Source organism: Burkholderia sp. LMG 13014 (genome assembly GCF_905232215.1).
Taxonomy (GTDB): domain Bacteria; phylum Pseudomonadota; class Gammaproteobacteria; order Burkholderiales; family Burkholderiaceae; genus Burkholderia.
In genome coordinates this window covers 1-25963 of record NZ_CAJNKE010000038.1, presented here as the reverse complement: position 1 = coordinate 25963, position 25963 = coordinate 1, and the positions used below count along the sequence as shown (strand labels likewise).

Genomic DNA, 25963 nt, shown 5'->3' with positions numbered 1-25963 from the left:
TCCAGGCAATCTTCAAGTGCAGCCGGCGCGCGATGCTCGGGCGCCAGCCGGTAGTCGACCGCGATCACGTCGAGCCCCGTATCGGCCGCCAGTTGCGCGGTGATCAGCGCATGACTGTCGAGCGAGCCGACCACGAAGCCGCCGCCATGAAAGAACAGCACCGTGCCGCGCGGCGTGCCGTGCGCGGACGTGTAGCGCCGCAGCGCGATCGCGCGGCCGTCGGGCGCATGCCAGACGGCGTCCTGCTGCACGATCCCGGGCGGCAGCGCGGCCGGGGTCCATTCCGCCGCGAAGCGGTCGTAGAGACGGCGCTGCTCGCTGGCCGAGCGTGCCGCCGCGTCGGCCGGATACCACGCGTCGACGGCTGCAACGAACGTCGCGATTTCCGGTTCGAGCATCGGGTGCGCTCCGCGGTCGAGGGTTCGCGCCGGCTAGCGGCGCGGCGGCAGCCCGATCACGCGCCCCGCATACGCGGGTGCCGCGCAATCGCGCTGCAACGCATGCAGCTCGGCCACACGTACGGCCACGTCGTCGTCGAACGGCGCCGACTTCGTGCCGTCGCGCGTATCGACGTGCAGCAGCATCTGCTCGCTCGCCGATACCGCGTCGTCGTGCCCGGCCGCGAACAGTTCGAGATACAGGTGCAGCCGCTTCGCATCGTGCGCGAGCACGCGCGCATCGACGCGCACCTGCGTGCCCTCCCTGATCTCGTGCAGGTAGTTCACATGCGCTTCGAGCGTGTAGACCGAGCGGCCCCGCTCGCGACGCGCGGCGTCGTCGAGGCCGATGCGATCCAGCAGCGCATCGGTCGCGAAGCTGAAGATCAGCAGGTAGAACGCATCGCGCAGGTGGCCGTTGTAGTCGACCCATTCGGGCCGCACGACGTCGCGGTATATCGTCAGCGGGGTATCGCCGGTCATCGTCTCTCGTCCTTAGTCTTCGAATCGCATCCCGTGCCGCGCCTTCACCGCGGCGATCGACTTCAGCACCTCGGTGATGCACTCGTCGCGATAGCGCTCGAGCTCCTTGATGCTGCGCGTGCCCTGCTGTTCGGTCGTACCTTCGACGACGCTGTCGATCAATGCATCGGTGAGCGTGGGCGCAACCAGCTTCGTCCACGGCAGTTCGAGCGCGGGGCCGAACTGCTGCATGAAGTGTCGCATGCCCGCGTCGCCGCCGGCGAGCGTGTAGGTCAGGAACGTGCCCATGAACGACCAGCGGATGCCCGCGCCGAAGCGGATCGCATCGTCGATCTCGCCGGTCGTCGCGACGCCTTCGTTGACGAGATGCAGCGCCTCGCGCCACAACGCTTCGAGCAGGCGATCGGCGATGAAGCCCGGCACCTCCTTGCGCACGTGCAGCGGCCGCATGCCGAGCTTGCGATAGATCTCCATCGCACCTTCGACCGCTTCCGGCGACGTGCGCGCGCCGCCGAGCACCTCGACGAGCGGCAGCAGGTAGACGGGATTGAACGGATGGCCGACCACGCAGCGCTCCGGATGCGTCGCCCGTGCGTAGAAATCCGTCGGCAGCAAGCCCGACGTCGACGACGCGATGATCGCATCGGGCTTCGCCGCGCGACTGATCTGCTCATGCAGTTCGAGCTTCAGCGCCTCGCGCTCGGGCGCGCTTTCCTGGATGAAATCCGCGTCGGCGACGCATGCCTCGATCGTCGAGACGAAACGCAGCCGAGCAGGATCGGCGCCCGGCGCGAGGCCGACGCGTTCGAGCGCGGGCCACGCGTTCGCGACGTTTGCGCGCAACCGCTCTTCCGCGCCCGGCGCGGGGTCCCAGACGACCACGTCGAGACCGTGCGCGAGCGCGCGGGAAATCCATCCGCTGCCGATCACGCCGGTGCCGATGGCGGCGAACGTCTTGATGTCGGTCTTCACAGCCATGTCAACGCATCCTTCAAATCAGGGGAAATCGGTGGGCGGCCGCGCCTGTGCGTGCCGCCGCGTCATGTCAATCAGTCGGCGCAACCGCTCACGCGAACTCGGCGATCGCACGGCGTTCGAGCGGACGCTCGCCGCGCGCCGGCAAGCCAAGCTTGCGACGGCCTTCGGCCGGCGTCAGCACACGGGCGCCCAGCCGTTCGATAATCTCTCTCGCGCGCTCGACGAGCGTGCCGTTGGTCGCATGTACACCACGATCGAGCCAGATGTTGTCTTCGAGGCCGACGCGCACGTGGCCGCCGAGCAGCATCGCCTGCGCGACCATCGGCATCTGCATGCGGCCGATCCCGAAGCCGGCCCAGTGCGCGCCCGGCGGCAGGTTGTCGACCATCGCCTTCATCGTGCCCGTGTCGGCCGGCGCGCCCCACGGGATCCCGAGGCAGAGCTGGAACAGCGGCGGATCGTCCAGCAGCCCTTCCTTCAGCAACTGCTTCGCGAACCACAGATGGCCCGTGTCGAAGATCTCCAGTTCCGGCTTCACGCCGAGTTCCTGGATGCGCTTCGCGCCGGCGCGCAACTGCGCGGGCGTCGACACGTAGATGTAGTCGCCGTCGCCGAAATTCAGCGTGCCGCAGTCGAGCGTGCAGATCTCGGGCAGCAGATCCTCGACGTGCGCGAGGCGCGTGAGGCCGCCGACCAGGTCGGTACCCTTGCCGAAACGCATCGGGTCCTCGCCCGGGCCGATCTCGAGATCGCCGCCCATGCCGGCCGTCAGGTTGATGATCACGTCGACGTCGGCCGAGCGGATGCGGTCGACCACTTCGCGATACAGGTTCGGGTCGCGGCTGCCGCGCCCCGTCTGCGGATCGCGCACGTGGCAGTGCGCGACCGTCGCGCCGGCCTTCGCGGCCTCGATCGCGGCGGCTGCGATCTCCTTCGGCGTGACCGGAATCGCCGGATGCTTGCCGACCGTATCGCCCGCGCCGGTGACGGCGCAGGTGATGATGACTTCGTGGTTCATGCTGGTTGCCTCGCTTGAATCAGGTTGTGTCGCAATGCGGATATTTCGTCAGGGTGCGCCGGGTACGGCGCGCAAGCCGTCACAGGCCGAGATACGCCTTCACGGCCGGCAGCCCGTCCTTGCCGTCGAACGTCTTGACGCCCGCGAGCCACGGATCGAGCACCTGCGGGTTCTTCTTCAGGTACGCCTTCGCGGCCTCGGCCGGCTTCGTCTTGTTCATCACCGACTGCATCAGCTGGTTCTCGAGCTGCGTCGAGAAGCGCAGGTTCGTGACGAGCTTGCCGGCGTTCGGGCAGCGCGAGATGAAGTCGGGCGCGGTGAGCGTGTACACGCGCGCTTCGCCGTAGTTCGGCCCGAACGACGCATCGCCGCCAGAGAGATAGTTCATGCTGAGCTGGATGTTCATCGGATGCGGTTCCCAGCCGAGGAAGACCACCCACTTCTTCTCGCGGATCGCGCGCTCGACCGTCACCAGCATCCCGGCCTCGCTCGATTCGACCAGCTTGAAGCCGCCGAGCCCGTACTGGTTCGTGTCGATCATTTTCTGGATCGTCGCGTTCGCGCTGCTGCCCGGCTCGATCCCGTAGATCTTGCCGTCGAGTTCCGCGCGGTGCTTCGCGATGTCCTCGAAGGTCTTCAGGCCGGCCTGGTATTCGTAGCTCGGCACCGCGAGCGTCGCCTTCGCGCCCGACAGGTTCGGCGGTTCGACGACGTTGATCGACTTGTTGTCGAGGAACGGCTGGAGCTGCTTCTGCTGCACGGGCCACCAGTAGCCGAGCGACACGTCGAGCTGCTTGCTCTTCAGGCCGGCGAACGAGATCGGCACCGACGCGATCGTCGTGGTCGGCTTGTAGCCAAGCGCCTCGAACACGGTCGACGCGAGCGCCGTGGTCGACGTGATGTCGGTCCAGCCGATATCCGCGAAACGCACGGTACGGCACGTCGCGGCATCCGTTTCGGCCTGCGCCGCTTGCGTGAACGCGCCGGTCGCCAGCACGGCCGCGGCAAGCGCGGCGATCTTCGTCGACTTCATGGTTCGTTTCCTCCCGGTTGGGCTCGCGGCAGCCGGTGCGCGGGGTGTGCCCGGCCTGCATCGTGGGAGTAAAAGTAACGAGCCATATTGGCCGCGAGAAGACCGGCGGCGACCTGTTCTTGACTATTTGCGACTATGAGTGGAAACCACTAGGTTTCTTGAGAGGCTTGATGGACGGGGTTCTTACGCATATTCACGATTGAATCGGCTTGTCCACTTGCGGCGCAATGCGTTCGATTACGCCGGGCAGGAACCGGGTGCCGGTGCGGCGTCGGGCCCGGGGCGCGCGCGCCGCACCGACGAACGGGTGTCATGGGCGCGTGTGAAGCTGGTCCGGCCTCCAGCAGCCGAAAGCGCGTTTCGCATTGCGGAATCTACGTCGAATTCCCGCGCCGCCGCCTTTTCGTCGCTTGAAAACATGTTTTGCATTGCAAAAATCGCAACGTATCTCATTGAAAAACAAGCAAAAATAATGTCTTATGTCTTATATAAGACATCGCCACAAGCCCGATGGGCGGCGTTACTATTTATCCCATGCAGTTCGCTTCGACAGACGTAGCGGGCACGCTCAACCAGTTACTCAAACGCGCTTTGCTCCCAGGAGATTGACATGGCCCAGTATCAAGACGACATCAAGGCAGTTGCCGGTTTGAAAGAAAACCACGGCAGCGCGTGGAATGCGATCAGCCCCGAGTACGCCGCCCGCATGCGTGCCCAGAACAAGTTCAAGACGGGCCTGGACATCGCCAAGTACACCGCCAAGATCATGCGTGCCGACATGGCCGCCTACGACGCCGATCCGGCCAAGTACACGCAGTCGCTGGGTTGCTGGCACGGCTTCATCGGCCAGCAGAAGATGATCTCGATCAAGAAGCACTTCAACAGCACCGAACGCCGCTACCTGTACCTGTCCGGCTGGATGGTCGCTGCGCTGCGCTCCGAGTTCGGCCCGCTGCCGGACCAGTCGATGCACGAAAAGACCTCGGTCAGCGCGCTGATCCGCGAGCTGTACACGTTCCTGCGCCAGGCTGACGCCCGTGAACTGGGTGGCCTGTTCCGCGAGCTGGACGCCGCCAAGGACGCTACCGCGAAGGCCGCGATCCAGGACAAGATCGACAACCACGTCACGCACGTCGTGCCGATCATCGCCGACATCGACGCCGGTTTCGGCAACGCGGAAGCCACGTACCTGCTGGCCAAGCAGTTCATCGAAGCAGGCGCCTGCTGCATCCAGATCGAAAACCAGGTGTCCGACGAGAAGCAGTGCGGCCACCAGGACGGCAAGGTCACCGTGCCGCACGAGGACTTCCTCGCGAAGATCCGCGCGATCCGCTACGCGTTCCTGGAACTGGGCGTGGACGACGGCATCATCGTCGCCCGTACCGACTCGCTGGGCGCCGGCCTGACCAAGCAGATCGCCGTGACCAGCACGCCGGGCGACCTGGGCGACCAGTACAACGCGTTCCTCGACTGCGAAGAACTGTCGGCCGACCAACTGGGCAACGGTGACGTCGTTATCAAGCGCGACGGCAAGCTGCTGCGTCCGAAGCGCCTGCCGAGCAACCTGTTCCAGTTCCGCGCCGGTACGGGCGAAGCACGCTGCGTGCTCGACTGCATCACGTCGCTGCAGAACGGTGCCGACCTGCTGTGGATCGAAACCGAAAAACCGCATATCGCGCAGATCGGCGGCATGGTCAGCGAGATCCGCAAGGTCATCCCGAACGCGAAGCTGGTGTACAACAACAGCCCGTCGTTCAACTGGACGCTGAACTTCCGTCAGCAGGCGTACGACGCGCTGAAGGCCGAGGGCAAGGACGTGTCGGCCTACGACCGTGCGCAGCTGATGAGCGTGGAATACGACGAGACGGAACTGGCCGCGATCGCCGACGAAAAGATCCGCACGTTCCAGGCCGACGCAGCCCGTGAAGCAGGCATCTTCCATCACCTGATCACGCTGCCGACGTACCACACGGCTGCACTGTCGACCGACAACCTGGCCAAGGAATACTTCGGCGACCAGGGCATGCTCGGCTACGTGGCCGGCGTGCAGCGCAAGGAAATCCGCCAGGGTATCGCCTGCGTGAAGCACCAGAACATGTCCGGCTCGGACATCGGTGACGATCACAAGGAATACTTCAGCGGCGAAGCAGCGCTGAAGGCGGCAGGCAAGGACAACACGATGAACCAGTTCTGATACCGGTCATCTCCAGGCGAAAAGCCAACCCTTCGGGGTTGGCTTTTTTTTATCCGGCGCAATCGCGCGCCGCGTGCTCGTCAAACATCGACCTGCGCACGTCCCGTGACCACGCGCGCGAACGCGTCCGCCAGCACCGTCGGCTCGGCCGGCAACACCAGCGCACAAAACGATCGGGCGTCTTCATCCGCAATCGGTACGAAGACGACCCCGTCGATCCCGAGGCTCGCCATCCGTTCCGGCACGATCGCGACGCCTTGCCCGGCCGCGACGAGGTTCAGCATCGACGTCTTCGGCGACACGATCCGCGCGGTAGCCGGTACGAAGCCGCGCTTCAGGCAAAGATCGATCACGACGCGCGCGAGCCCGCCCCGCTCCCGATACACGGCCGACACGAACGGCTCGTGCCGCAACCGCGAGATCGCCGTGCGCTGGCGGCCCGCCAGCGGATGATCGGCCGGCACCGCCACGCATAAACGCTCGGCCGCGAGTTCGACGAAGCGCACGCGCGGATCGCGGCGCAACACCGGCAAACGAACGATCCCGATATCGGCGTTGCCGTTCGCGATCTCCAGGACCTGATCCTCGGACGACGCGCGGTCGAGATCGATCCGCGCGCCCGGACACGCGCTCATGAAGCGCTCGAGCACCGGCATCAGGCTGCCGACGGGAACGGTGCTGGAATGCAGGAGCCGCAATACGCCCGCTTCGCCGCGCGACAACTGCGCGCCCTCCTCGGCCGCGGCGGTCAGGGTCGCCGGAATCGACGCCACGCGATCGCGATAGATCGCGCCGGCCGGGGTGAGCCGCACACCCCTCGGCTCCCGGTCGAACAGCAGGAAGCCCAGCTCGTCTTCCAGTTGACCGATCTGCCGGCTGAGCGCCGACTGCGCGACGTGAAGCGCGCCCGCGGCCGGCGTGAAGCCGCCGAGATCGGCCACGGTCAGGAAATACTGGATTTGCCTCAGGGATGGCATGCCGAAAAGAGATGGATAAGCGCCCGATTTGATATTTGCGTTATACCGTCGCGCTTCCCAGAATGGAAGCCTGCCGTGCCGGAACCGCCGTCACGGCCACCTCGCCGGAGCCTCCCTCGTCGTGACGACTCTCCTGTCCTATCTGCTGGTCGTTGCCGCCGGCGTCAGCGTCGCGTTGCAACAGGTGCTGAACGCCAACCTCCGTGTGCAGCTCGGCTCGCCTTGGTGGGCCGGGTCGGTCAGCTACCTCGTCGGCCTGGCCGCGATGCTCGCCGTCGCGCTCCTGTCTCCGCATCCGCGCTTGAGCGGCACCGTCACCGGTGCCGGGTCGTGGTTCAGCTGGACCGGCGGAGTCTTCGGCGCGCTGTTCGTGGGCATCGCGATCCTGATGGTGCCGCGACTGGGCGCCGCGACGACGCTCGCGCTGATCGTCGTCGGGCAGATGACCGGCGCGCTCGCGTTCGACCACTTCGGCGTGCTCGGCATCCAGCAGCATTCGGCCAGCCCGATCCGCATGGCCGGTGCCGCGTGCCTCATTCTCGGGGTGGTGCTGGTCCGCGCGTGACGCGAGCGTCACGTTCGCGGCACCCGCCGCGTCCGCGCGATCAGAAGTTGTGCTTCAACCCGGCCGTCACCGCCAGCTGCCGGCGGCTGGTCGAGTTCGGCAGGTTCGGAATCTGCGCGTAGTTCGCCGAGCCGCCCGTCAAAGGATCGATGCCGATGCCGTGCCCCGCCGCCTGCTGAAAGATGCCGACGGTATAGAGCGTCGTCTGCTTCGACAGGTTGTAGGTCATGCCCAGGTTCGCCTGATGAAACTTCGGCGAGCCGTTCGCGTCGGTCTTCATCGCGTTGTAGATATACGCGGCGCCCAGCATGAGCGCCGGCGTGACCGAAAAAGTCGCGTTGACCTCGACGATGTCGAATCGCGCGTCGGCGCCATGCGGATGCGTGGTATCGGCGAAGTACAGGCTGCCGTCGAGCGTCGTATGCGTATAGACGACGCCGACCGTCGCCGGCCCGATCGCATACGAGCCGCCTGCGCCGATCGCCCGCAACGCGCGCGCGTTCTGCAGCTGGCAATACATGGCCGCCGGATTCGAACACGCGAAATCGCCGATATAGCCTTGCGCGCCGCCCAGCGCCGCATCGAGCGGATGATCCAGGTCGAGCACGCCGACGCCGAACGAGAACGGCGCCTGGTTGTAGCTCGCTGCCAGCGCCCAGCCGCGTTGCCGCGAAAAATCCCCGGCGACGCCACCGAACGAAAACGTGCCGCTGAACGCAAACCCCGCCACGGTGGGGCTCGCGTACTGCACCGCGCTGTTCAGGTTCAGCGCCGCATTGAGGTTGTCGACGTCGCCGATATGCGCGCCATACAGCGTCGCCCACGGAATGCTCGACGCATAAGGCGCGAGTGTCGTCGTGTAGGAATCGAACTGGCGGCCGATCGTCAGCGTGCCGTAGCGATCGTTGGCCAACGCGATCCATGCATTCTGGTTGAACAGCGTGCCGGCCTGCAGGAGACTGCCGTTGTTCATCCAGAAGCTGTTCTCGAGCTTGAATGCGATCGCCGTACCGCCGCCGAGCTCCTCGTTGCCGGTCAGGCCGATGCGCGGCGGCGCGAGGTTGCCGCCCGTCACCTGAACGTTGCGGCCGCCGCGCACCGCACCATCCGCGCCCGTCGTCTGCTGGTTGTTCGTGTACGTGATGCCGGCGTCCACATCGCCATACAGCGTGACGCTGCTCAACGCATGCGCCCCCTGCGTGACGGCGAGCGCCGCCACCGCCGCCGCGATCCTGCGCGGCGTCGTCAGATCCTTCATCGGTCGTCTCCCCCTGATACGTCGTGTCCGCGTCGCGGCGCGTGCCGGAATCGGCGTGCGCCGACCTGTCCGCATGCGTGCGCTGCCGAGATACCGGCCACGCACGCACCCGCCGCTACGCTCATGCGTAGTTCATCATCACCGACTTGCTTTCCGTGTACTGGTCGATCACCGCCCGCCCCAGCTCGCGGCCGAAACCCGACTGCTTCATCCCGCCGAACGGCATCGCGTTGTCGAGCAGCGAGTGGCAGTTGACCCACACCGTGCCGGCCGCGATGCGCGGGATCAGCTTGTGAATCGCGGACAGGTCGTTCGACCAGATGCTCGCGCCGAGACCGTAAGGCGTGTCGTTGGCGAGCTGCACGGCCGTGTCGACGTCGTCGAACGGCATCGCGACGAGCACCGGCCCGAAGATCTCCTCGCGCACGACGCGCATCGCTTGCGTCGTATCGACCAGCACGGTCGGTTCGACGAAGAAGCCGGGGCCGTCGATCGCGCGGCCGCCCGCGGCGGCGCGGGCCCCCTCGCCGAATCCCGAGTCGATATAGCCGCACACGCGCTGGCGCTGCTTCGCCGAGACGAGCGGGCCGATCTGCGTCGACGGGTCCATCCCGGGGCCGATCTTCAGGCTCGCGGCGATCTTCGCGACGCGCTCGATCACGTCGTCGAACACCTTCGTATGGATATACGCGCGCGACCCGGCCGTACACACCTGCCCCTGGTTGAAGAAGATCGCATTCGCCACGCCCAGTGCGGCCTTGTCGGGATCGACGTCGGGCAGCACGATCACCGGTGACTTGCCGCCGAGTTCGAGCGACATCCGCGTCATGTTGTCGAGTGCCGCGTGGCCGATCGTCTTGCCCGTCTGCGTCGAGCCCGTGAACGCGATCTTGTCGATGCGCGGATCGCGCGACAGCGCGGCGCCGGCCGTGTGACCGTAGCCGGTGACGAGATTGACGACGCCGTCCGGAAAGCCGGCCGCCTGAATCAGCTCGCCGAGCCGCAACGCGCTGAGCGGCGTATCTTCCGCGGGTTTCAACACCACGGTGCAGCCCGTGGCCAACGCGGGCGCAAGCTTCCACGCGGCCATCAGCAACGGAAAATTCCACGGAATGATCGCGCCGACCACGCCGACGGGCTCCTTGCGCGTATAGGTGAAGATCTCGCTGTCCGGCATATACGGCATACCTGCGTCGATCACGCTGCCTTCAATCTTCGTCGCCCAGCCGGCCATGTAGCGGAAGCACTGCGCGGCCATCGCGACATCGAGCCCCTGCGCCACCATCACCGGCTTGCCGTTGTCGAGCGACTCGATCTCGGCCAGCTCGCGCGCATTCGCGTCGATCAGGTCGGCAAGCGCCAGCAGCAGACGCTCGCGGTCGGTGGTCTTCGCGGTGCGCCACGGCCCCGCGTCGAATGCGCGCCGCGCGGCGGCGACGGCCTGCTGCACGTCGTGCTCGTCCGCTTCGGGCACACGCGCGAGCACGGTGCCGTCGGCCGGGTTCACGACGTCGAGCTGGCGGCCCGACGCCGCGTCGCGCCACTCGGCACCGATCAGCATCTTCTTCGGCTTCGCGAGAAACGCGCGCGTGGCGTCGAGCAGCGGGAAAGTTTCGTTCGTCTCCATCTTCGATCTTCCTCGAGTTCCTGAATGGGTCGGTCAGTAGCGATCCGTAACGCCGTCGATCCCGCGTGCCTGCAACGCGCGAACGAGGCCGGCGCGCACGGTCGCGACGTCGGAAAAGGCAGGACGGCGGTGCGCGGCGACTTCGGCGGCCGTATAAGGCTTGAAGTCGCGCGGCAGCGCATCGTGGTTCATGGTCGTGAGTACCCAGTTGAGCACGTCGGCGAGGTCCTGGTCCGACAGCGCCGAGTTCGACGCGCCGGGCACACGCATCACGTACTCGCGCCCGGCCGGCAGATGCGTGAAATAGCCGAGCGAGTTCGCGAGCGGCGGCACCTTGCCGGGGATACCGCCGCCCGTCGCGGTGTGGCAGCCCATGCAGTTGAGCACCCAGTGCTGCCGTGCGAGCGCTGCATCGGCGGCGCCGTCGGCATGCGCAGGTGCCGCGGTCAAACCGACGACCGCCCCGGCAAGCATCAGCAACGACGACAGGCGACGCGACACGCCGCCGAGCCACGGCGACTCCGCGCACCGCGTGAGCGATGCGGCGTCGCCAACACGGGACGCGCGGGCGAGCTTCACAGGCCGAGCCCCTTGATGACGACGTCTCGTTGCGCATGAACGGCCGTGCCATCCATCGCCTTCGCGCGCGCCGCACGGATATCGGCCGCCGTGAACGGCTTCGCGTCGCCGTGCTGCGCGTTGAGATCGAACACGACGTAGTTGAGCACGTGCGCGATGTCGTCGTCGCTCGCGCTCGCAAACGACGGCATCTTGAAGTTGTAGTGCTTGTCGTGCACCTTGATCTCGCCGAACATCCCGTGCAGCAGCGTTGCGACCAGTTGCGCGCGCCCCGCCTCGGCCGTCGCGTACTTGCCCGGATACTCGGTCAGCGGCGGCGCAAGGCCGTCCTGCCCCTTGCCGCCCGCCTGGTGGCACACCGCGCACTGCGCGTCGAACACGCTCTTGCCGGCCGGGTAATGCACGGCTTCCTGCGCGCCGGCCGCGCCCGCCAATGCGAAGGCCGCCACGGCCGTCATGCATGCGACGGCGATCTTTCCCGCTTGCTTCCGTGTCATTGCTTTGCCGCTCCCAGCAGAACCGAAACCGAACAGTGATAGTTCGAATTACCGTTGGCCATGCACCAGTTGATGTCGTTGTTCAACGACAGCTTGTACAGCGGCTTCTCGCGCTCGTTGCGGTTGCAGAAGCACTTGCCGCACGACGTCTTGCCGCAGCAGTCGTTGTACGACACGATGTAGTCCGAACCGTCGTGCGGGTTTCGGCACGTGCCGATCCACGTGATCGGCGAAGGCGTCGTGCCCGGCGGGCAACTGCTCGACGTGCCGCCGCAGCAACTGCACAGCCAGCCGTCGATCGCGCAGTATTTCCAGTAGTCGCAGCTCATCGGATCGTCGCTTGCACCCGATGCGGCGGCGCCTGGCGCGGCCGACGCGCCCGACGCCGCATCGGCCGCATATGCGGTGCGATCGACCGGCAGCAGCGGCAGCATCGCCGATCCCACCAGCACCTTGCCGAGCTTCGCCATCGCGCTGCGCCGCGAACTGTGCTGCGCGACGCCGCGCGCCGACCGCTCGAACCATGAATCAAACAGGCCCATGTCGTTGTTCTCCCTTGACGTTGAAAGAGGGTCGGCCGGTCACGCGTGCTGCGCGTGCGCGTCGTGGTCGTGGCTGTGATCGCCATGCACGAACTGCTGCAGCGATGCGACGCCGCGCTCCTTCGCCTCGAACAGGCTCTCGAGATGCTCGCGCGTGTTGACGAGCCCCTTCGCGCGCACCGTGCCGGTTTCATCGAGCAGCACCGCATACGGCAGCTTGCCGATCTGGTATGCGAGGCCGAGCTCCTGCGACAGCACGTACGGGAAGCGCCCGAGGTCGTGCTTGCGCGCGAAGCGCGTGTGTTCGTCGACCTCGCCATCGCTCGCGAGCACGATGTTCACCGGCGTCGCTTCGCTCGCCTGCAGCGACGGCAGCAGCGGCAGCAGCTTCTTGCAGACGGGGCACGTCGGCGACAGGAAGAACAGCAGCGTCGCCTTGCCCGACGCATCGAAGCCGCCGACCTTCACCTGCGAGCCGCGAATGTCGGTCAGTTCGAACGTCGGCGCGATCGCGCCGACCGCCGGCCCCTTGTCGATCATCAATGCACCGGCCGGCATGATGCGTTCGTACAGGATGCCGATCTGGCGCACGAGCGCGAGGCAGATCGCGCCGAGCGCGAGGACGGCCACCCACAGCAGGGCGGTGGAGACGGTGAGAGCGGTTTGCATCATGAATTCCTCAGGTGGGAAAGGCGCGGTACGTTGGCGAGCAGCACGTCGACGGTGAGCAACGCGCAGACGATCAGCAGCACGGAGAAGAACAGCGTCAGGTAGTCGAACCACACGACCGCGCGTGCGCCCGGCTCGATGAGCGCGGTCGCGGCCAGCGCGGCGAGCAGTAGCGCGCGTCCGACATGCAGCCAGCCGATGCCGCGCGGCGCATCTGTGCGCGCGGCCGCGAAGCCGGAACAGCCGCAATCGATGTCGGTGTGACCGCGCAGCAGATTGATCGCAATCGCGGCGGCGAACGCCAGGAGCAACGCGATCAGGCCGAGCGCGCCGGCCATGCGCGTATCGGGAAACAGCAGCGCCGCGGCAGCGACGACTTCCGCGAGCGGAATCGCGAACGCGACGGGTGCGGTCAACGCGTCGGGCAGCAGCCGGTAGCCGGCCAGCGCCTGGCTGAACGCGGCGGGCCGGCGCATCTTCGCGACGGCGCCGAGCAGCACGACGACGGCAGCGCCGGCCTGCGCGCTGGTGGCAAGGACGGGATCGAGTGTCATCGCGGCCTCACGGGTTGACGAGCAGCGACGACGTATTGCCGATCTGCTTCTCGACGTGCTGCAGCTTGCCCGTGCGCGCATCCATCACGACGAGGTCGGACGTCGCCGTCAGCCCGTAGAACAGCGGCTTGTCATCCTCGCTGACCTGGATCGACACGAGCGGATCGATCTTCTGCTGCGCGAGATCCCAGCGCGCGACGCGCTGCTTCGACTTCAGGTCGACCACCCACACCTGCGTGCCGGGATCCTTGTGCGAGCCGTCGCCGCCCTTGTGCATCAGCACGTAGTAGCGGTTCTGCCTCGCCTGCACGGCGGTCTGCTGCATGCCGCCCGGGCGCCAGCCTTCGGCGCGCTCGGCGTCCGTCAGCAGCGGCCACGGCTTGCCGAATACCGGCTTGTCGCCGCTGAAATCCGCGCTGAGGACGTTGCCGCCGTAAGTCGTGAACAGATAGCCGCCCTTGTAGCGCGACGCGTTCACGAACGCCGGATCCTTGTCGACGTTGATGAACGCATCCGACATCGCACGCTTCGTTTCCTTGCCGTTCGCATCGAGCGTGACGGTCAATGCCTTGCCGCTTTCGCACAGCGCGGTGAAGCGATCGTTGCCCGATGGATACGCGAGCACGCAGGCCGCCGTGTCGATTTCCGACAGCACCTTCTTCGACACGGCATCGATCACCGTCACCGATGCGGCCGGCGTGATGTTCGCGACGTACAGCCGCTTGCCGTCCGCGCTGAACGCCGTGTTGTACGGCGACGGCACATGCTGCGCATGCTTCGCCGGAATCACGATCTCGCCTGCGTGATCGAGCGTCGTGTTGTCGGTCATCTCGACGACGTCGGTACGCGTGCCGTGCGAGCCGCGCGAAAAGTAGGTCGTCGCGACGAAGCTCGTCCGGTGATCGGGCGAAATCGCGAAGCCGGGGCCGAAGCCGCCGTCGATCTGGCCGAGCAGCTTTTTCGCATCGGCGTCGTACGCGTAGATGCGCCCGTCGGTCATCGACGGCATCGAGATGTCGACGATATAGACCTCGTGCGGATGCCACGGCGGCATCTTCTGCACGACCAGTTCCTCCGGCTGTTCCGTCGCGTTCGCGCTGCCGATCCATGCCGTCGCGAACGCCAGCGTCGCCGCGAGCGCCGCGGTTCGTCGCCTTGTCCTCATGTCGCCTCCAGTTGGGGAATCACGTGATGTGGGGCGACTGTAGTTCGACAATAAATCCGGTCAGCACCCGGACCGGCACCGCGTGCGTGCCGATTCGGGATATTGGAAAACCGCCTGAAAGCCGCGCTGGCCGGAGGCTTCCGACCCTCTGACGAATGTGCCCGGAATAGCGGTCCCCCTTATTGCGCCGACCGCGCGGTCGGTTTAATCTTGCGCGGTCCTGATCGATGCACCTGGAGGCGCTGTGTTCGTGTTTCACGAGAGGTTCGACAACGCGGACCGGCATGCCGAGGCGCTGCAGGGCTGGAACCAGCGTTACGACCAGATCGGCTCCGGCCCGTATCGCAGCGCGATCAAGCATGCGGTGCTGGACGGCATGCAGCTGTTCCAGGAAGCCGCCAACGTTCGCATCATCCAGCGCGGACGCTTGCCGCACGACCATACGGTGTTCGGCATGCCGCTCACCGGCTCGGGTGCGTTCGCATTCGGCGGCGTGCGCATCGAACACGGCACGATGGTGATGGCGCGCGGCGGTGCACCGTTCGAGCTGCATTCGCCCGACGACATGTCGCTGATCGGTGTCGTCGCCGATGGCGAACTGATGCAGCAGGTCGAGGATGCAGCCGATGGCCACCTCGACGAAGCCACGTTGCGACGCGGTGTCGTCGACATGCCCACCGCCGTGCTGATGCGCGCGAGTGTGCAGATCGCCACGCAGCTCGAGCGCGTGCTGTCGGCACCCGATACCTACCGCGACGCACGCGCGCAGCGCGAACTGCGCGGCGAGATCGGCAACGTGCTCGTCGATCTCCTCACGTACCGGATTCCCGAACCGTCGAATCGTCTCACGCACGCCTGTCGCGCCGACATCGTGCGCCGCGTGCACGACTTCGTGATCGGCCATCCCGAAGCACCGGTCGACGTGCTGAGCCTGTGCGCGCAATTGCGCGTGAGCCGGCGCACGATGCAGAACAGTTTCCAGTCGGTCGTGCAGACCAGCCCGCTGCATTACGTGCGTTCGCTGCGCCTGTCGCAAGTGCGGCGGATGCTGCTCGATACGCGGCAGGCCGACCTGCCGATCAGCGACGCGGCCGCGCGCTGGGGCTTCATCCATCTCGGCCATTTCGCGAACGCGTACAAGGCGCAGTTCGGCGAGTTGCCGTCGACCACCGCGCGCCGGTCAGTGCGCGGCGCAAAAACGCGCTGACGCCGCGCGAAACCCGCGATAATCTCCCGCTGACCGTTCGGCGCGCGCGAGCCGGCCGCAACACCTGTCCGCCTGCTCGCCGCCCCGTGCGATGCGTGACGACCACCGGATTCCATCCCCTGCCCCGATGCCCGAGGATTTCCACTTCCTGCTGCTGCCCGGCTTCTCCGCGCTCGGCTTCATGTCCGCGGTCGAACCGCTGCGCGTCGCGAACCGCTTTCGCACCGAGCTTTATCGCTGGCACGTGATCAGCGCCGACGGCGCGCCCGTCGCCGCGAGCAACGGCATTCCGGTCGCCGCCGAAGCCGCCTGCGCGGATGTCGCGCAGGTCGATACGGTGTTCGTCGTCGCAGGCTTCGATCCACTGACGTGCTACACGCGCGCGATCGGCGACTGGCTGCGCCGCCAGCACCGTCATGGTGCAACGCTCGGCGGCATCGACACCGGCAGCTTCGTGCTCGCGGAAGCCGGGCTGTTCGACGCATCGCAGCCGCTCACGCTGCACTGGGAAGCGCTGGCCGCGTTCCGTGAGCGCTACCCCGGCCTGAACGCGACGCAGGAGCTGTTCGAAATCGACGAGCGGCGCATCACGTGCGCGGGCGGCACCGCGTCGATCGACATGATGCTTGACCTGATCGGGCGGCGGCACGGCGCCGATCTCGCGGCGGCGATCTCCGAGCAGTTCGTCGTCAGCCGGATCCGGCAGCGCTCCGACAGCCAGCGGCTCGAGATCGCCGCGCGCTACGGCGTGCACAACCGCAAGCTGATCCAGGTGATCGGCACGATGCAGCGGCACATGGAAAACCCGCTCGGCTCCGACGCGCTCGCGCAGGAGGTGTCGATCACGCGGCGTCAGCTCGAACGGCTGTTCAGCGCGACGCTGAACGACACGCCGACGCATTTCTACCTGAACCTGCGCCTCGATCGCGCACGTGAACTGCTGCAGCAGACCGACATGAGCATCACTTCGGTATGCGTCGCATGCGGATTCGAATCGCCGTCGCATTTCTCGCGTACCTATCGCACGCGATTCGGGTTGAGCCCGCGCAACGACCGTCGCGCGACGCGCTGATCGTCGCGGGTTTCAAGCACAATCCGGCGCGGTATTGCGCGTTCCGGCAGCGATTCCCGCCGCTCGCTGAACAATGCCGGCGATTGATCGACGGACCGAAGCGATCATCGAAAATAAATTGGAATGTCACTGAAAATGTTCTGTAACATACCAAAAAAAGTTAGATAGGCAGCCTAACGACATGCGTGCTGCATCTCGACGCATGTCGAGCGCCGCAGGCTGCCAACCAATATCGATTCGATCCGAGGGGTATGACATGACGATGCTCGATTCGCCGTCGCCGCACCTGCCTGCCGTTCGCTTCTTCACGCGCCTCTCCCCCTCTTCGCCCGCCTGTTTCTTTTCGACCTGACATTTAGGGTTCCTTAGTCAGTCGACACTCCCAACACCGCTTCGCCGCACCGGCTCCATCGAGCCGGCGCGCGGGCCGTGTCGTGCCTGCGCGCCACGAACGCGCGGGCGTGTCCAACCGTTGAGATGAGGATCACGTATGCAGACATCACGCAAAGCACTGCCGCTCGCCCTGGGTCTCGCGCTCGGTTTCGGCATCGTCGGCGGCACCGCGGCCGATACGAAAGTCTCGAATCCGCAAGCAACGAGCCTGCGCGAAAGCCTGACACGCGGCGTCGCGCCGCCGGCCGCCAAGGCCGATACGGCCGCCGGGCAGTTCCGCGCGGACGGCGTCGCCGTCACGCTGTACACCCCCGCGTATCGCGCGAAGAAAACCGCCACGACGCCCGCCGCCACCGCACGCGACTTCGTCGCGTCGCAGGCCACGCCGCTCGGGCTCGATGCGACCGCGCTCGCGAGCCTCGTCGTCACGTCGGAGCGCAGCGATGCCGATTTCACCGTCGTGCGCCTGCAGCAGCAGGCAGCCGGACTGCCCGTGTACGGCAGCGATATCGCGGTGACGGTCGCGAAGGACGGCCGCATCCTGTACGTTGCGAGCAACACGATCAACGGCGTGGTCGCGACGTCGCGCAAGTCGCAGGCCGTCGACCAGCAACAGGCGTTCGACCGCGCCCGCGCGTATCTCGGCGTGAGCGGCTTCACGAACCTGGATGCGCAACTCGTCGCCTTCGTCGACAAGGCCGGCACGCATACCGCGTGGAAAGTGCGCGGCCGCCCCAACGACGGCCCTAAAGGCGACTGGGAACTGCTGATCGATTCGGGCAGCGGCGAAGTGCTGCGCGCCGAGGACAAGGCGTTCTACGCGACCGACGGCACGGGCTTCGTGTTCCGGCCCGACCCGCTGTCGCCAACCAGGAGCAGCTATGGCAGCACGGGCTACAAGGACAACAACGACGCCGATTCGTCGCAGCTCACCGCTGCGCGCGTGCGCGTGACGCTGAAGGATCTCGCGCAGTCGGGCGGGCGCTACTTGCTTTCGGGCCCGTATGCGGTATGCGTCGATTTCGATGCACCGCTCGACAACGCGTGCCCCGTGCAGTCGACACCCGCGTTCGAGTTCACGCGCGGCAACCTGTATTTCGAGGCCGTGAACGCGTACTACCACATCGACACGTTCCTGCGTTACGTGAACCAGACACTGGGTATCAAGGCGATGCCGTACCAGTACACGGGTGGCGTGCAGTACGACCCGCACGGCGAATCGGGCGACGACAATTCGTCGTATTCGTCGAGCAGCGGCCGGCTGACCTTCGGGCAAGGCGGCGTCGACGATGCGGAGGATGCGGACGTCGTGATCCACGAGCTCGGGCACGGCATCCACGACTGGGTGACGAACGGCGGCCTGTCGCAGCAGGAAGGGTTGTCGGAAGGCACCGGCGACTATCTCGCCGCCGCGTACAGCCGCGATTTCAACCAGTGGAGCCCGTCGGACGCGCAGTACCACTGGGTCTACAACTGGGACGGCCATAACGAGTTCTGGGGCGGCCGCGTGACCAACTGGAACGTCGGGCGCACCTATGCGCAGGCACGCGGCGCGGAGATCCATACGGCCGGCCAGTACTGGGCCTCGTGCAACCTCGTCGCGCGCGACGCGATCGGTGCGCAGGCGATGGACAAGGCGTTCCTGAAGGGGCTGTCGATGACCAACGGCTCGACCAACCAGAAGGCCGCCGCGCAGGCCGTGCTGACGGCCGCCTCCGCGCTGGGCTACAGCAGCGCGCAGCTCACCGCGATCGGCAATGCGTACAACCAGAGCTGCACGTACGGCGTGACCGTACCGAAGAAGTCGTAACTCCGCAGCAGGCGGGGGCGCATCGCACGACCTGCGGCGCGCCCGCTTCCTCGACATCGCCATCCTCACGAGATCGAACATGCCTACTCTGAAACTGACCCGCCTGAGCATCGTGCTCGGCGGCATGCTGCTGACCGCCGCCGCGCACGCGACGCCGGTGTGGATCACGCTCGGCGACGCGGCGTTCCGCCAGTTGCAGCACATCGACGCGAGCGCGACCGCGCAATACAGTACGACGCTCGACGCCGGCAAGACGGCCGACGGCGCCGCGCGCCGCGAAACCGTCCACGTCGTCGAAATCGACGATTCACGGCTCGGCGAACTGGCCCACGCCGTCCACCATACGCGCGGCCACGGGCCCGGCTATGTCGTGCACGACTCGTTCGACGAAGCACGCCAGGCATTGCAGCCGCTGCCGCCGACGCTCGCGAAGCAGGCCGCTGCCTCCGTGTACAAGGTCTCGAACGCGCCGCAGATCGGCACGTGGATCCAGCAACTGCAGGCCAGCAACATCGTCGGCACGATCACGTCGCTGTCCGGCTTCACGAACCGCTACTACACGACGTCGCACGGCGTCGCCGCGTCGGACTGGCTCGCGTTGCAGTGGAAGCAGCTGGCGGGTTCGCGCGCCGACATCACCGTCGAACAGTTTGCGCACACGGGCTTTCCGCAGAAATCCGTGATCCTGACGATCCGTGGCAGCGATCCGGCTGCGGGCACGATCGTGCTGGGCGGCCACCTCGATTCGACGGTCGGCCGAACGACAGAGAACACGCGCTCGCCCGGCGCGGATGACGATGCATCCGGTATCGCCAGCCTCACCGAAGCGCTGCGCGTGCTGCTGGCGAACAACTACAAGCCAAAGCGGACGATCAAGTTCGTCGGGTACGCGGCCGAGGAAGCCGGCCTGCTCGGCTCGAAAGCGATCGCGAAGCAGTTCCGCACGCAGAATGCGAACGTGGTCGGCGTGCTGCAACTCGACATGACGAACTACAAGGGCGATCCGAAGGATATCTACCTGATCACCGACTACACGAACGCGTCGCAGAACACCTACCTGACGAATCTGGCGAAGACCTACCTGCCGGAACTCGCGATCGGCACGTCGCAGTGCGGGTATGCATGCTCGGATCACGCGTCGTGGAATGCGCAAGGGTACCCGGCGTCGTTCCCGTTCGAGGCCGACCAGAACGACAGTCCGTATATCCATACCGTGAACGACACGCTGGAGAATTCGGACCGCCAGGCGAATCATGCGTTGAAGTTCGGCAAGCTGGCGCTGGCCTACGCAGTCGATCTCGGTGGCGATGGCGGCACGGCTGCGAAGCCCTGACGGCACGCGGCCGGGAAGGTGGCGGCTGTATGCGCATCCTTCCCGGCGCCCCCGGTCAGATTCAGACGATCTCGTCCAGCGTCCCGTAGAGACGCATGCCCACCGCCTGCGCAACCGCCGCGGAAGCAGGATTGTCGAGCTGGCACCGGTACTGCGGCTCCAGCCCTTCGCGACAGGCCGCGACACTCATCGCGCGCACGACGCCGCGCGCGTGGCCGTTGCCCCTGAATTCGGGCAGCGTCAGCACGCCCATGTCGGCCAGGCAGGAACTCCACCACGCGTACACGCTGCCCGCGCATACCAGCCGATCCCGCTCGAATGCACCGAAGACGCGCCAATGGTCGAGTTCGACGCTGGCCGTATCGAAGTCCTCTGCCGGCATCGCGGCGGTGAATGCATCGAATGCCGGTCGATCCGCCGGTGTCAGCGCCCTGATCGTCGCGGGAATCGCGTGATTCGGCAGATCGGCCAGGGCCGGCGCGCAATAGTAGAAAAGATTGTCCGCGCCACACAGGCCCCCGCCCGACGCCGACAGGCGATCGACGAACGCGGCCATTGTCCACGCAGCCGTTTCGTCAACGCGCAGTGTGCGCGCAACCTTCTCCTGCACGACGATCCGGTTTTTCCCGTCGCTCGGCACGAGGATCATGCCCTGCTCGTCGTCGAGCGCTGAACTGACGGCGATCTGCAGATCGTCGCTGTCATAAACGCACCGGTCGCCTGAAAATTTCTGCTGCCAGAACGCGTTGATACATTCGTTAAACACTGCGCGCCTCTCGATTGTGTGACCAGCGGCCTCGCGATACCGCGAAACGCTCATCGCCGGCTTCGTGCGCGCGTCCGGATAGAATCGTCGTTCGACCACTCTGCTACCCAGGCTCCGCCATGACCGATACCAGCCGCTCCTTCGACGATCTGTCGCCCGCTCGCGTCACGACGGCTTTCGACCTGCCCGGCCACACGACCGTTCGCTCGCTCGGCGTCGCGCAAGGCATCATCGTGCGCTCGCGCTCGATCGTCGGCTCGTTTGGCGCCTCGCTGCAGACGATCTTCGGCGGCAACATCACGCTCTATACGTCGCTGTGCGAGAAGGCACGCCAGCACGCCTTCGACAAGATGCTCGCCGATGCGCGCAAGCTCGGCGCGAATGCGATCGTCGCGATGCGCTACGACTCGACCGAGATCGGCTCGGGGGTGACCGAAGTCATTTGCTACGGCACGGCCGTCGTCGTCGAAGCGACATGATGCCCGACGCCGGCGAACCGCGTGGAGCCGTTCCACCGGACCCGCCGGCCGGGTGCCGCCCGCTGTCCCGAATTTGTTTTTGCGCATCGCCGGCAGCGCCCGATCGCACCCGGGCAACCCGCCGGCGAAGCCGCGTAAAACGCGTGCGAAGTTTTCGATTGACGCGCTGCGCGGTTCCCTCTTACCATCGCACTCGTTTTCATTCATGGAGGCTTCTGTGCCTACCGATGCGAGTTGTAGTTGGTCCTGTACCAACCTGACTGCCGCCTGAGGAAGCTTCGCAGAGCCTTGTCTTCTGCCGCATCCCGGGATAGCAGGATGCGGTGTCTTTCAGGATCGGCATGCCGTCGATCCGAAGTTCCCGTACTCGACCATTCAGTGGCCGCTCGACACCCGGGCGGCGTCCGTACGTGACCCGCGTCGCGTGCGTGTGTCCGGCCGCATGCCCGCGCGTGTGCAGCCCAGGTTCACGTACGTGTTTCGCAAATAGACAGGAGTTCGAAATGGACGACGACAGTAGCCGATTAAGCTGCGCCGGCACGCGTTCGCACGCCATGCCGGCGAACACCCGATTCCCAGCCTCTTATCAGCCGATCGCGCCCGACGCGGCGCGGCGGGAAGCGCTCGTCCGTCGTTGACGTCATGGCGCTCCCGCCGTGTGCCATCCGGCGCCTGGAGCACCCATGACACGACTCGATATCTCCGCCCAGTCGAACCGGCAACACCGGTTCACCCACGACAGTCGCAAGGACGCTCTCCCGCGTCGCCCCCTCCTCATACGTCATTTGCGTCGCTCCGATGCCACTCCGTCACGCGCTCCGCGATGACGCCGACCGGATCGCGCACACCACGACCCGCCTTCTCATGTGCCCGCAACGCGGCAATGCCCGCGTTTCGGCACCACGCCATGTCCGATGCACCGGGAGAACACCATGCAAAACCGTATGAAACTCCATGCCAGCCGCCTGATCCGCGACAGCTACGTCTACTTCAAGATGCCGTACGCGCTGCTCATGCATTTCGAGCGGCTCGCGGCAGCCTATGACCAGCTGGATCGCAAGCAAAAGCTCGCGTTCTCGTTTCCCGACCAGACCGACGGCTTCCTGCCGTTCGGGCTCGAATACTCGCACACGCCCGACCGGCCTGATCTGTGCGACCGGTTCTGCTACTGGGTCGCCCGGCGCGACGCGCATCACGGCTTTGCGCTGGCCAAATCCGCGTTCTATCGCGAGATGGCCGCCTACGAAGCCTGTATCCACGCAATCGCGCAGGACCTGCTCGATGCGGTATGCGAGAACCTCGGCGGTACACCGCAGGCGCCGGTCCGGCACAGCTCATACCTGCAGTTCTGCGCATACGACCCGCATCACGGCAGCCACGACCGCGCGTATCTGCAGGATCCACACGAAGACGGCCACCTGCTGTCGTTCATCCGGCCGACCGCCCCCGGCCTGATCCTGCTACCCGACTCGTCGCCGATTTCGGCGCTGCCGCGGCCCGACGAAATGATCGTACTGGCCGGCTCGCTCCTCGAGGCTCTCACCGACGGCGAAGTACCGGCAATGCAGCACGCGGTCGAACGCCCGCGCACGCGCGCACCGCGCAAGTCGCTGATGTACTTCGTCAATCCCGACCTGTCGGCCGGGCACGCCAGCTCGATCGTCAACCAGCGGCCGCTGGACTTGCGCTCGCTCGCGGAGCGTCGGCACGTCGCATTCGGCAACAGCACGCTGTGCCGCCCGTGCGCAGCCTGACCCGGCTCAGCCCTTCCACCTTTTCCCCGGAGAATCCATGCTTGGACGCTTCCTTCCCGTCGAAAACCGGTTTTTCGACCTCTTCGACACGCATGCGCAGCACATCGTGCTGGCTGCGTGCGAGGTTCAGATGCTGCTCGACAATCTCGACGATGCCGAGCTAGCCATGGCCAACGTCCAGACCACCGAACGAACCGGCGACAAGCTCGCGCACGACGCGATCGACCTGCTGCACAAGACCTTCATCACGCCGCTCGATCGTGACGAAATCCACAAGCTGGTCACGACGATGGACGACATCCTCGACCTGATGGAGGACGTCGCGACCACTGTCGTGGTCTACGACCTGAAGTCCGTCACCGAGGAGGCCAGCGAACTCGCGGATATCGTCGTGCAGTCGGCGCTGCAGGCGCAAATCGCGGTGAACCGGCTGTCCGACATGACGGAGTCGGCACAGATCCTCAAGGCTTGCGAAGAGATCGACGCGCTCGAAACCCGCGCCGACCGCGTGCTGCGATCCGCGATCTCGAAACTCTTTCGCGACGACATCGACGTGAAGACACTCATCAAGCTGAAGGGCGTCTACGACCTGCTCGAACGCATTACCGACAAATTCGAGGATGTCGCGAACATCGTCGAAGGCATCGTGCTGGAAAACGCCTGAGCGAATCAACAAGATGCATTCGATACAACTCGCCCTCTGGATGGTCGCGACGCTGGTGCTCGTCGCGCTCGTATTCGACTTCATGAACGGCTTTCACGACGCGGCGAACTCGATCGCCACCGTCGTGTCCACCGGGGTGCTGAAGCCCCAGCAGGCCGTCGTGTTCGCGGCGGCGTTCAACGTCATCGCGTATTTCATCTTCCACCTGAAAGTCGCGCAGACCGTCGGTAAAGGCACGATCGATCCCGAGATCGTCGACCACTACGTCGTATTCGGCGCACTGGTCGGCGCGATCGGCTGGAACGTGATCACCTGGTACTACGGGATTCCGTCGAGCTCGTCGCACGCGCTGATCGGCGGCCTCGTCGGCGCGGCACTCGCGAAGTCCGGCTGGGGTTCGCTGAACATCGACGGGCTGCTGAAGACCATCGCGTTCATCTTCATTTCGCCGCTGCTCGGCTTCATCCTCGGCTCGCTGTTCATGCTCGGCGTGTCGTGGCTGTATTTCCGCACCGCGCCCAGCAAGGTCGACCGGCGCTTCCGCCGGCTGCAACTGCTGTCGGCCGGGCTGTACAGCCTCGGCCACGGTGGCAACGACGCGCAGAAGACCATCGGCATCATCTGGATGCTGCTGATCGCGTCAGGCTATGCGTCGGCGACGGCCGATGCGCCGCCTGCGTGGGTGATCGGCGCGTGCTACCTGTCGATGGGCCTCGGCACGCTGTTCGGCGGCTGGCGCATCGTGCGCACGATGGGCCAGAAGATCACGAAGCTCAAGCCGGTCGGCGGTTTCTGTGCGGAAACCGGCGGTGCGATGACGCTGTTCCTCGCGTCGTTCCTCGGCATTCCGGTGTCGACCACGCACACGATCACCGGCGCGATCGTCGGCGTCGGCGCGACGCAGAAGCTGTCGGCCGTGCGCTGGGGCGTGGCCGGCAATATCGTGTGGGCATGGGTGCTGACGCTGCCGGCGTCCGCGCTGTTCGCGGCCGGCGGTTGGTGGCTCGGCCACCGTATCTTCTGACTGCTGCGGCGCGACCGTACGCGTGGCGCTCGGCGCGTCACACGTCACGCGTCGCGCTCGAGCGACTTCATGTTCGTGAGCTGAGGAAACAACCGCATCCACGTGAGCGCGACCAGAATCGTCGCCGTACCGCCGACGACGATCGCGGCCGGCGCACCCCACCATGCGGCCGTCACGCCCGATTCGAACTCACCAAGCTGGTTCGACGTACCGATGAACAGCGAATTGACCGCGCTCACGCGCCCAAGCATGTCGTCGGGCGTGCGTAGTTGCACGAGCGACAGCCGCACGACGACGCTGACTACGTCCGACGCACCGAGCGCGGCCAGCGCGACGAGCGACAGCGCGAAGTGCCGCGACAACCCGAACACGATCGTCGCGATGCCGAACGCGATCACGCCGCCGAACATCGCGCGGCCCGGTCGTCCCCTCAACGGAAAGCGCGTGAGCCACAGCGTGCCCGCGAGCGCGCCGACCGCGGGCGCCGCACGCAGCGCACCGAGCCCCCACGGGCCAACCTGCAGGATGTCGCGCGCGTAGATCGGCAGCAGCGCGGTCGCGCCGCCGAACAGCACCGCGAACAGGTCGAGCGACAGCGCGCCGAGAATCGCCGGCTCGCGCCGGATGAACGCGATCCCCGAAAACACCGAGCGCAGCGTGACCGGCTCGCGGGCCGGCGGCGCACTGCGCAGCGGAATCGTGCCGCTCAGCACCGCCGCGATCGCGAATGCGACGACGCTCGTGCCGAACGCGGCGGGCGCGCCGACACCGTACAGCAGCCCGCCGAACGCGGGCCCGAGAATCTGCGCGGCCTGGTTCGCGGACGTCGACAGTGCGGTCGCGCGCGGCAGGTCGGTGCGCGGCACGACGGCCGGCAGCAGCGAC

At 66.2% G+C, this 25963-nt stretch carries 27 protein-coding genes; 10 read left to right on the top strand and 17 right to left on the bottom strand.

The genetic code is table 11. From position 1 onward, the window contains the following. From JYJ84_RS07730 to JYJ84_RS07710, 5 genes are all read right to left on the bottom strand, one after another. Window positions 1–398 (bottom strand): alpha/beta hydrolase fold domain-containing protein (locus JYJ84_RS07730; protein WP_205189150.1); only part of this gene is annotated, 398 nt, incomplete at its 3' end. Window positions 399–431: 33 nt separating this feature from the next. Then, a complete protein-coding gene (locus tag JYJ84_RS07725; RefSeq protein WP_122947812.1) occupies window positions 432–920 on the bottom strand; it encodes a thioesterase family protein in 489 nt (162 codons plus the stop codon). A gap of 12 nt (window positions 921–932) precedes the next feature. Continuing rightward, window positions 933–1898 carry an L-carnitine dehydrogenase gene (locus tag JYJ84_RS07720; protein ID WP_011354221.1) on the bottom strand — a complete coding sequence of 322 codons (966 nt, stop codon included), beginning with the start codon at window positions 1896–1898 and terminating at the stop codon, window positions 933–935. Window positions 1899–1986: 88 nt separating this feature from the next. After that, on the bottom strand, window positions 1987–2916 hold the full coding sequence (locus JYJ84_RS07715; protein WP_039366557.1) for a 3-keto-5-aminohexanoate cleavage protein: 930 nt from the start codon (window positions 2914–2916) through the stop codon (window positions 1987–1989). A 79-nt stretch (window positions 2917–2995) separates the two neighbouring features. Continuing rightward, window positions 2996–3949: a choline ABC transporter substrate-binding protein gene (locus tag JYJ84_RS07710; protein WP_174956016.1), complete on the bottom strand. Its 954-nt coding sequence runs from the start codon at window positions 3947–3949 to the stop codon at window positions 2996–2998. A 610-nt stretch (window positions 3950–4559) separates the two neighbouring features. Between JYJ84_RS07710 and JYJ84_RS07705 the strand changes: the two genes are divergently transcribed. Next, the gene (locus tag JYJ84_RS07705) at window positions 4560–6143 is read left to right on the top strand and encodes an isocitrate lyase (protein WP_174956017.1); all 1584 of its coding nucleotides are present in this window, start codon (window positions 4560–4562) and stop codon (window positions 6141–6143) included. A gap of 80 nt (window positions 6144–6223) precedes the next feature. On the opposite strand, the gene JYJ84_RS07700 is transcribed toward JYJ84_RS07705, so the two are convergent. Continuing rightward, a complete protein-coding gene (locus tag JYJ84_RS07700; protein ID WP_175223163.1) occupies window positions 6224–7120 on the bottom strand; it encodes a LysR family transcriptional regulator in 897 nt (298 codons plus the stop codon). A gap of 121 nt (window positions 7121–7241) precedes the next feature. Here JYJ84_RS07700 and JYJ84_RS07695 point away from each other — a divergent pair, with 121 nt between their 5' ends. Next, the gene (locus JYJ84_RS07695; RefSeq protein WP_175223164.1) at window positions 7242–7685 is read left to right on the top strand and encodes a DMT family transporter; all 444 of its coding nucleotides are present in this window, start codon (window positions 7242–7244) and stop codon (window positions 7683–7685) included. A 40-nt stretch (window positions 7686–7725) separates the two neighbouring features. Here the strand turns inward: JYJ84_RS07695 and JYJ84_RS07690 are convergent, their stop codons facing one another. The 8 genes from JYJ84_RS07690 to JYJ84_RS07655 form a co-directional block, all read right to left on the bottom strand. Then, window positions 7726–8943 carry a porin gene (locus JYJ84_RS07690; RefSeq protein WP_175223165.1) on the bottom strand — a complete coding sequence of 406 codons (1218 nt, stop codon included), beginning with the start codon at window positions 8941–8943 and terminating at the stop codon, window positions 7726–7728. Between the two features lie 121 nt (window positions 8944–9064). Continuing rightward, complete coding sequence (locus JYJ84_RS07685) at window positions 9065–10570, bottom strand: aldehyde dehydrogenase (RefSeq protein ID WP_175223166.1); 1506 nt, start codon at window positions 10568–10570, stop codon at window positions 9065–9067. A gap of 33 nt (window positions 10571–10603) precedes the next feature. Beyond that, window positions 10604–11044, bottom strand: coding sequence for a cytochrome c (locus JYJ84_RS07680; protein ID WP_236027691.1), 441 nt, complete (start codon window positions 11042–11044; stop codon window positions 10604–10606). 101 nt (window positions 11045–11145) lie between these two features. Further along, complete coding sequence (locus tag JYJ84_RS07675; RefSeq protein WP_175223168.1) at window positions 11146–11646, bottom strand: cytochrome c; 501 nt, start codon at window positions 11644–11646, stop codon at window positions 11146–11148. Next, window positions 11643–12188 carry a methylamine dehydrogenase light chain gene (locus tag JYJ84_RS07670; RefSeq protein WP_122947822.1) on the bottom strand — a complete coding sequence of 182 codons (546 nt, stop codon included), beginning with the start codon at window positions 12186–12188 and terminating at the stop codon, window positions 11643–11645. Before JYJ84_RS07670 ends, JYJ84_RS07675 begins: the two co-directional genes overlap by 4 nt. A gap of 39 nt (window positions 12189–12227) precedes the next feature. Continuing rightward, on the bottom strand, window positions 12228–12860 hold the full coding sequence (mauD, locus tag JYJ84_RS07665; protein ID WP_122947823.1) for a methylamine dehydrogenase accessory protein MauD: 633 nt from the start codon (window positions 12858–12860) through the stop codon (window positions 12228–12230). Next, a complete protein-coding gene (locus tag JYJ84_RS07660) occupies window positions 12857–13411 on the bottom strand; it encodes a MauE/DoxX family redox-associated membrane protein (protein WP_175223169.1) in 555 nt (184 codons plus the stop codon). Before JYJ84_RS07660 ends, mauD begins: the two co-directional genes overlap by 4 nt. Before the next feature lie 7 nt (window positions 13412–13418). Then, on the bottom strand, window positions 13419–14576 hold the full coding sequence (locus JYJ84_RS07655; RefSeq protein WP_175223170.1) for an amine dehydrogenase large subunit: 1158 nt from the start codon (window positions 14574–14576) through the stop codon (window positions 13419–13421). 244 nt (window positions 14577–14820) lie between these two features. Here JYJ84_RS07655 and JYJ84_RS07650 point away from each other — a divergent pair, with 244 nt between their 5' ends. Then, window positions 14821–15783 carry a helix-turn-helix domain-containing protein gene (locus JYJ84_RS07650; protein ID WP_175223171.1) on the top strand — a complete coding sequence of 321 codons (963 nt, stop codon included), beginning with the start codon at window positions 14821–14823 and terminating at the stop codon, window positions 15781–15783. A gap of 127 nt (window positions 15784–15910) precedes the next feature. After that, window positions 15911–16855 carry a GlxA family transcriptional regulator gene (locus JYJ84_RS07645; protein ID WP_122947827.1) on the top strand — a complete coding sequence of 315 codons (945 nt, stop codon included), beginning with the start codon at window positions 15911–15913 and terminating at the stop codon, window positions 16853–16855. Window positions 16856–16981: 126 nt separating this feature from the next. Here the strand turns inward: JYJ84_RS07645 and JYJ84_RS07640 are convergent, their stop codons facing one another. Next, on the bottom strand, window positions 16982–17164 hold the full coding sequence (locus JYJ84_RS07640) for a hypothetical protein (protein WP_205189149.1): 183 nt from the start codon (window positions 17162–17164) through the stop codon (window positions 16982–16984). Between the two features lie 181 nt (window positions 17165–17345). Here JYJ84_RS07640 and JYJ84_RS07635 point away from each other — a divergent pair, with 181 nt between their 5' ends. Next, window positions 17346–19058: a M36 family metallopeptidase gene (locus tag JYJ84_RS07635; RefSeq protein ID WP_175223172.1), complete on the top strand. Its 1713-nt coding sequence runs from the start codon at window positions 17346–17348 to the stop codon at window positions 19056–19058. A gap of 79 nt (window positions 19059–19137) precedes the next feature. After that, complete coding sequence (locus JYJ84_RS07630; protein ID WP_175223173.1) at window positions 19138–20391, top strand: M20/M25/M40 family metallo-hydrolase; 1254 nt, start codon at window positions 19138–19140, stop codon at window positions 20389–20391. Window positions 20392–20452: 61 nt separating this feature from the next. Here the strand turns inward: JYJ84_RS07630 and JYJ84_RS07625 are convergent, their stop codons facing one another. Then, entirely contained in the window at window positions 20453–21157 is a 705-nt protein-coding gene (locus tag JYJ84_RS07625; RefSeq protein ID WP_175223174.1) for a GNAT family N-acetyltransferase, read from the bottom strand. Window positions 21158–21276: 119 nt separating this feature from the next. Here JYJ84_RS07625 and JYJ84_RS07620 point away from each other — a divergent pair, with 119 nt between their 5' ends. The 4 genes from JYJ84_RS07620 (at window position 21277) to JYJ84_RS07605 (ending at window position 25078) form a co-directional block, all read left to right on the top strand. Next, window positions 21277–21636, top strand: a complete 360-nt coding sequence (locus JYJ84_RS07620; RefSeq protein WP_174956028.1) for a YbjQ family protein — start codon at window positions 21277–21279, stop codon at window positions 21634–21636. Between the two features lie 932 nt (window positions 21637–22568). Then, on the top strand, window positions 22569–23390 hold the full coding sequence (locus tag JYJ84_RS07615) for a 2OG-Fe(II) oxygenase family protein (RefSeq protein WP_164462719.1): 822 nt from the start codon (window positions 22569–22571) through the stop codon (window positions 23388–23390). 37 nt (window positions 23391–23427) lie between these two features. Beyond that, window positions 23428–24054, top strand: coding sequence for a DUF47 domain-containing protein (locus tag JYJ84_RS07610; RefSeq protein WP_122947833.1), 627 nt, complete (start codon window positions 23428–23430; stop codon window positions 24052–24054). A gap of 13 nt (window positions 24055–24067) precedes the next feature. Further along, entirely contained in the window at window positions 24068–25078 is a 1011-nt protein-coding gene (locus tag JYJ84_RS07605; protein WP_174956030.1) for an inorganic phosphate transporter, read from the top strand. Window positions 25079–25122: 44 nt separating this feature from the next. Here the strand turns inward: JYJ84_RS07605 and JYJ84_RS07600 are convergent. Beyond that, the coding region (locus JYJ84_RS07600; protein ID WP_205189148.1) for an MFS transporter at window positions 25123–25963 on the bottom strand (841 nt) is incomplete at its 5' end.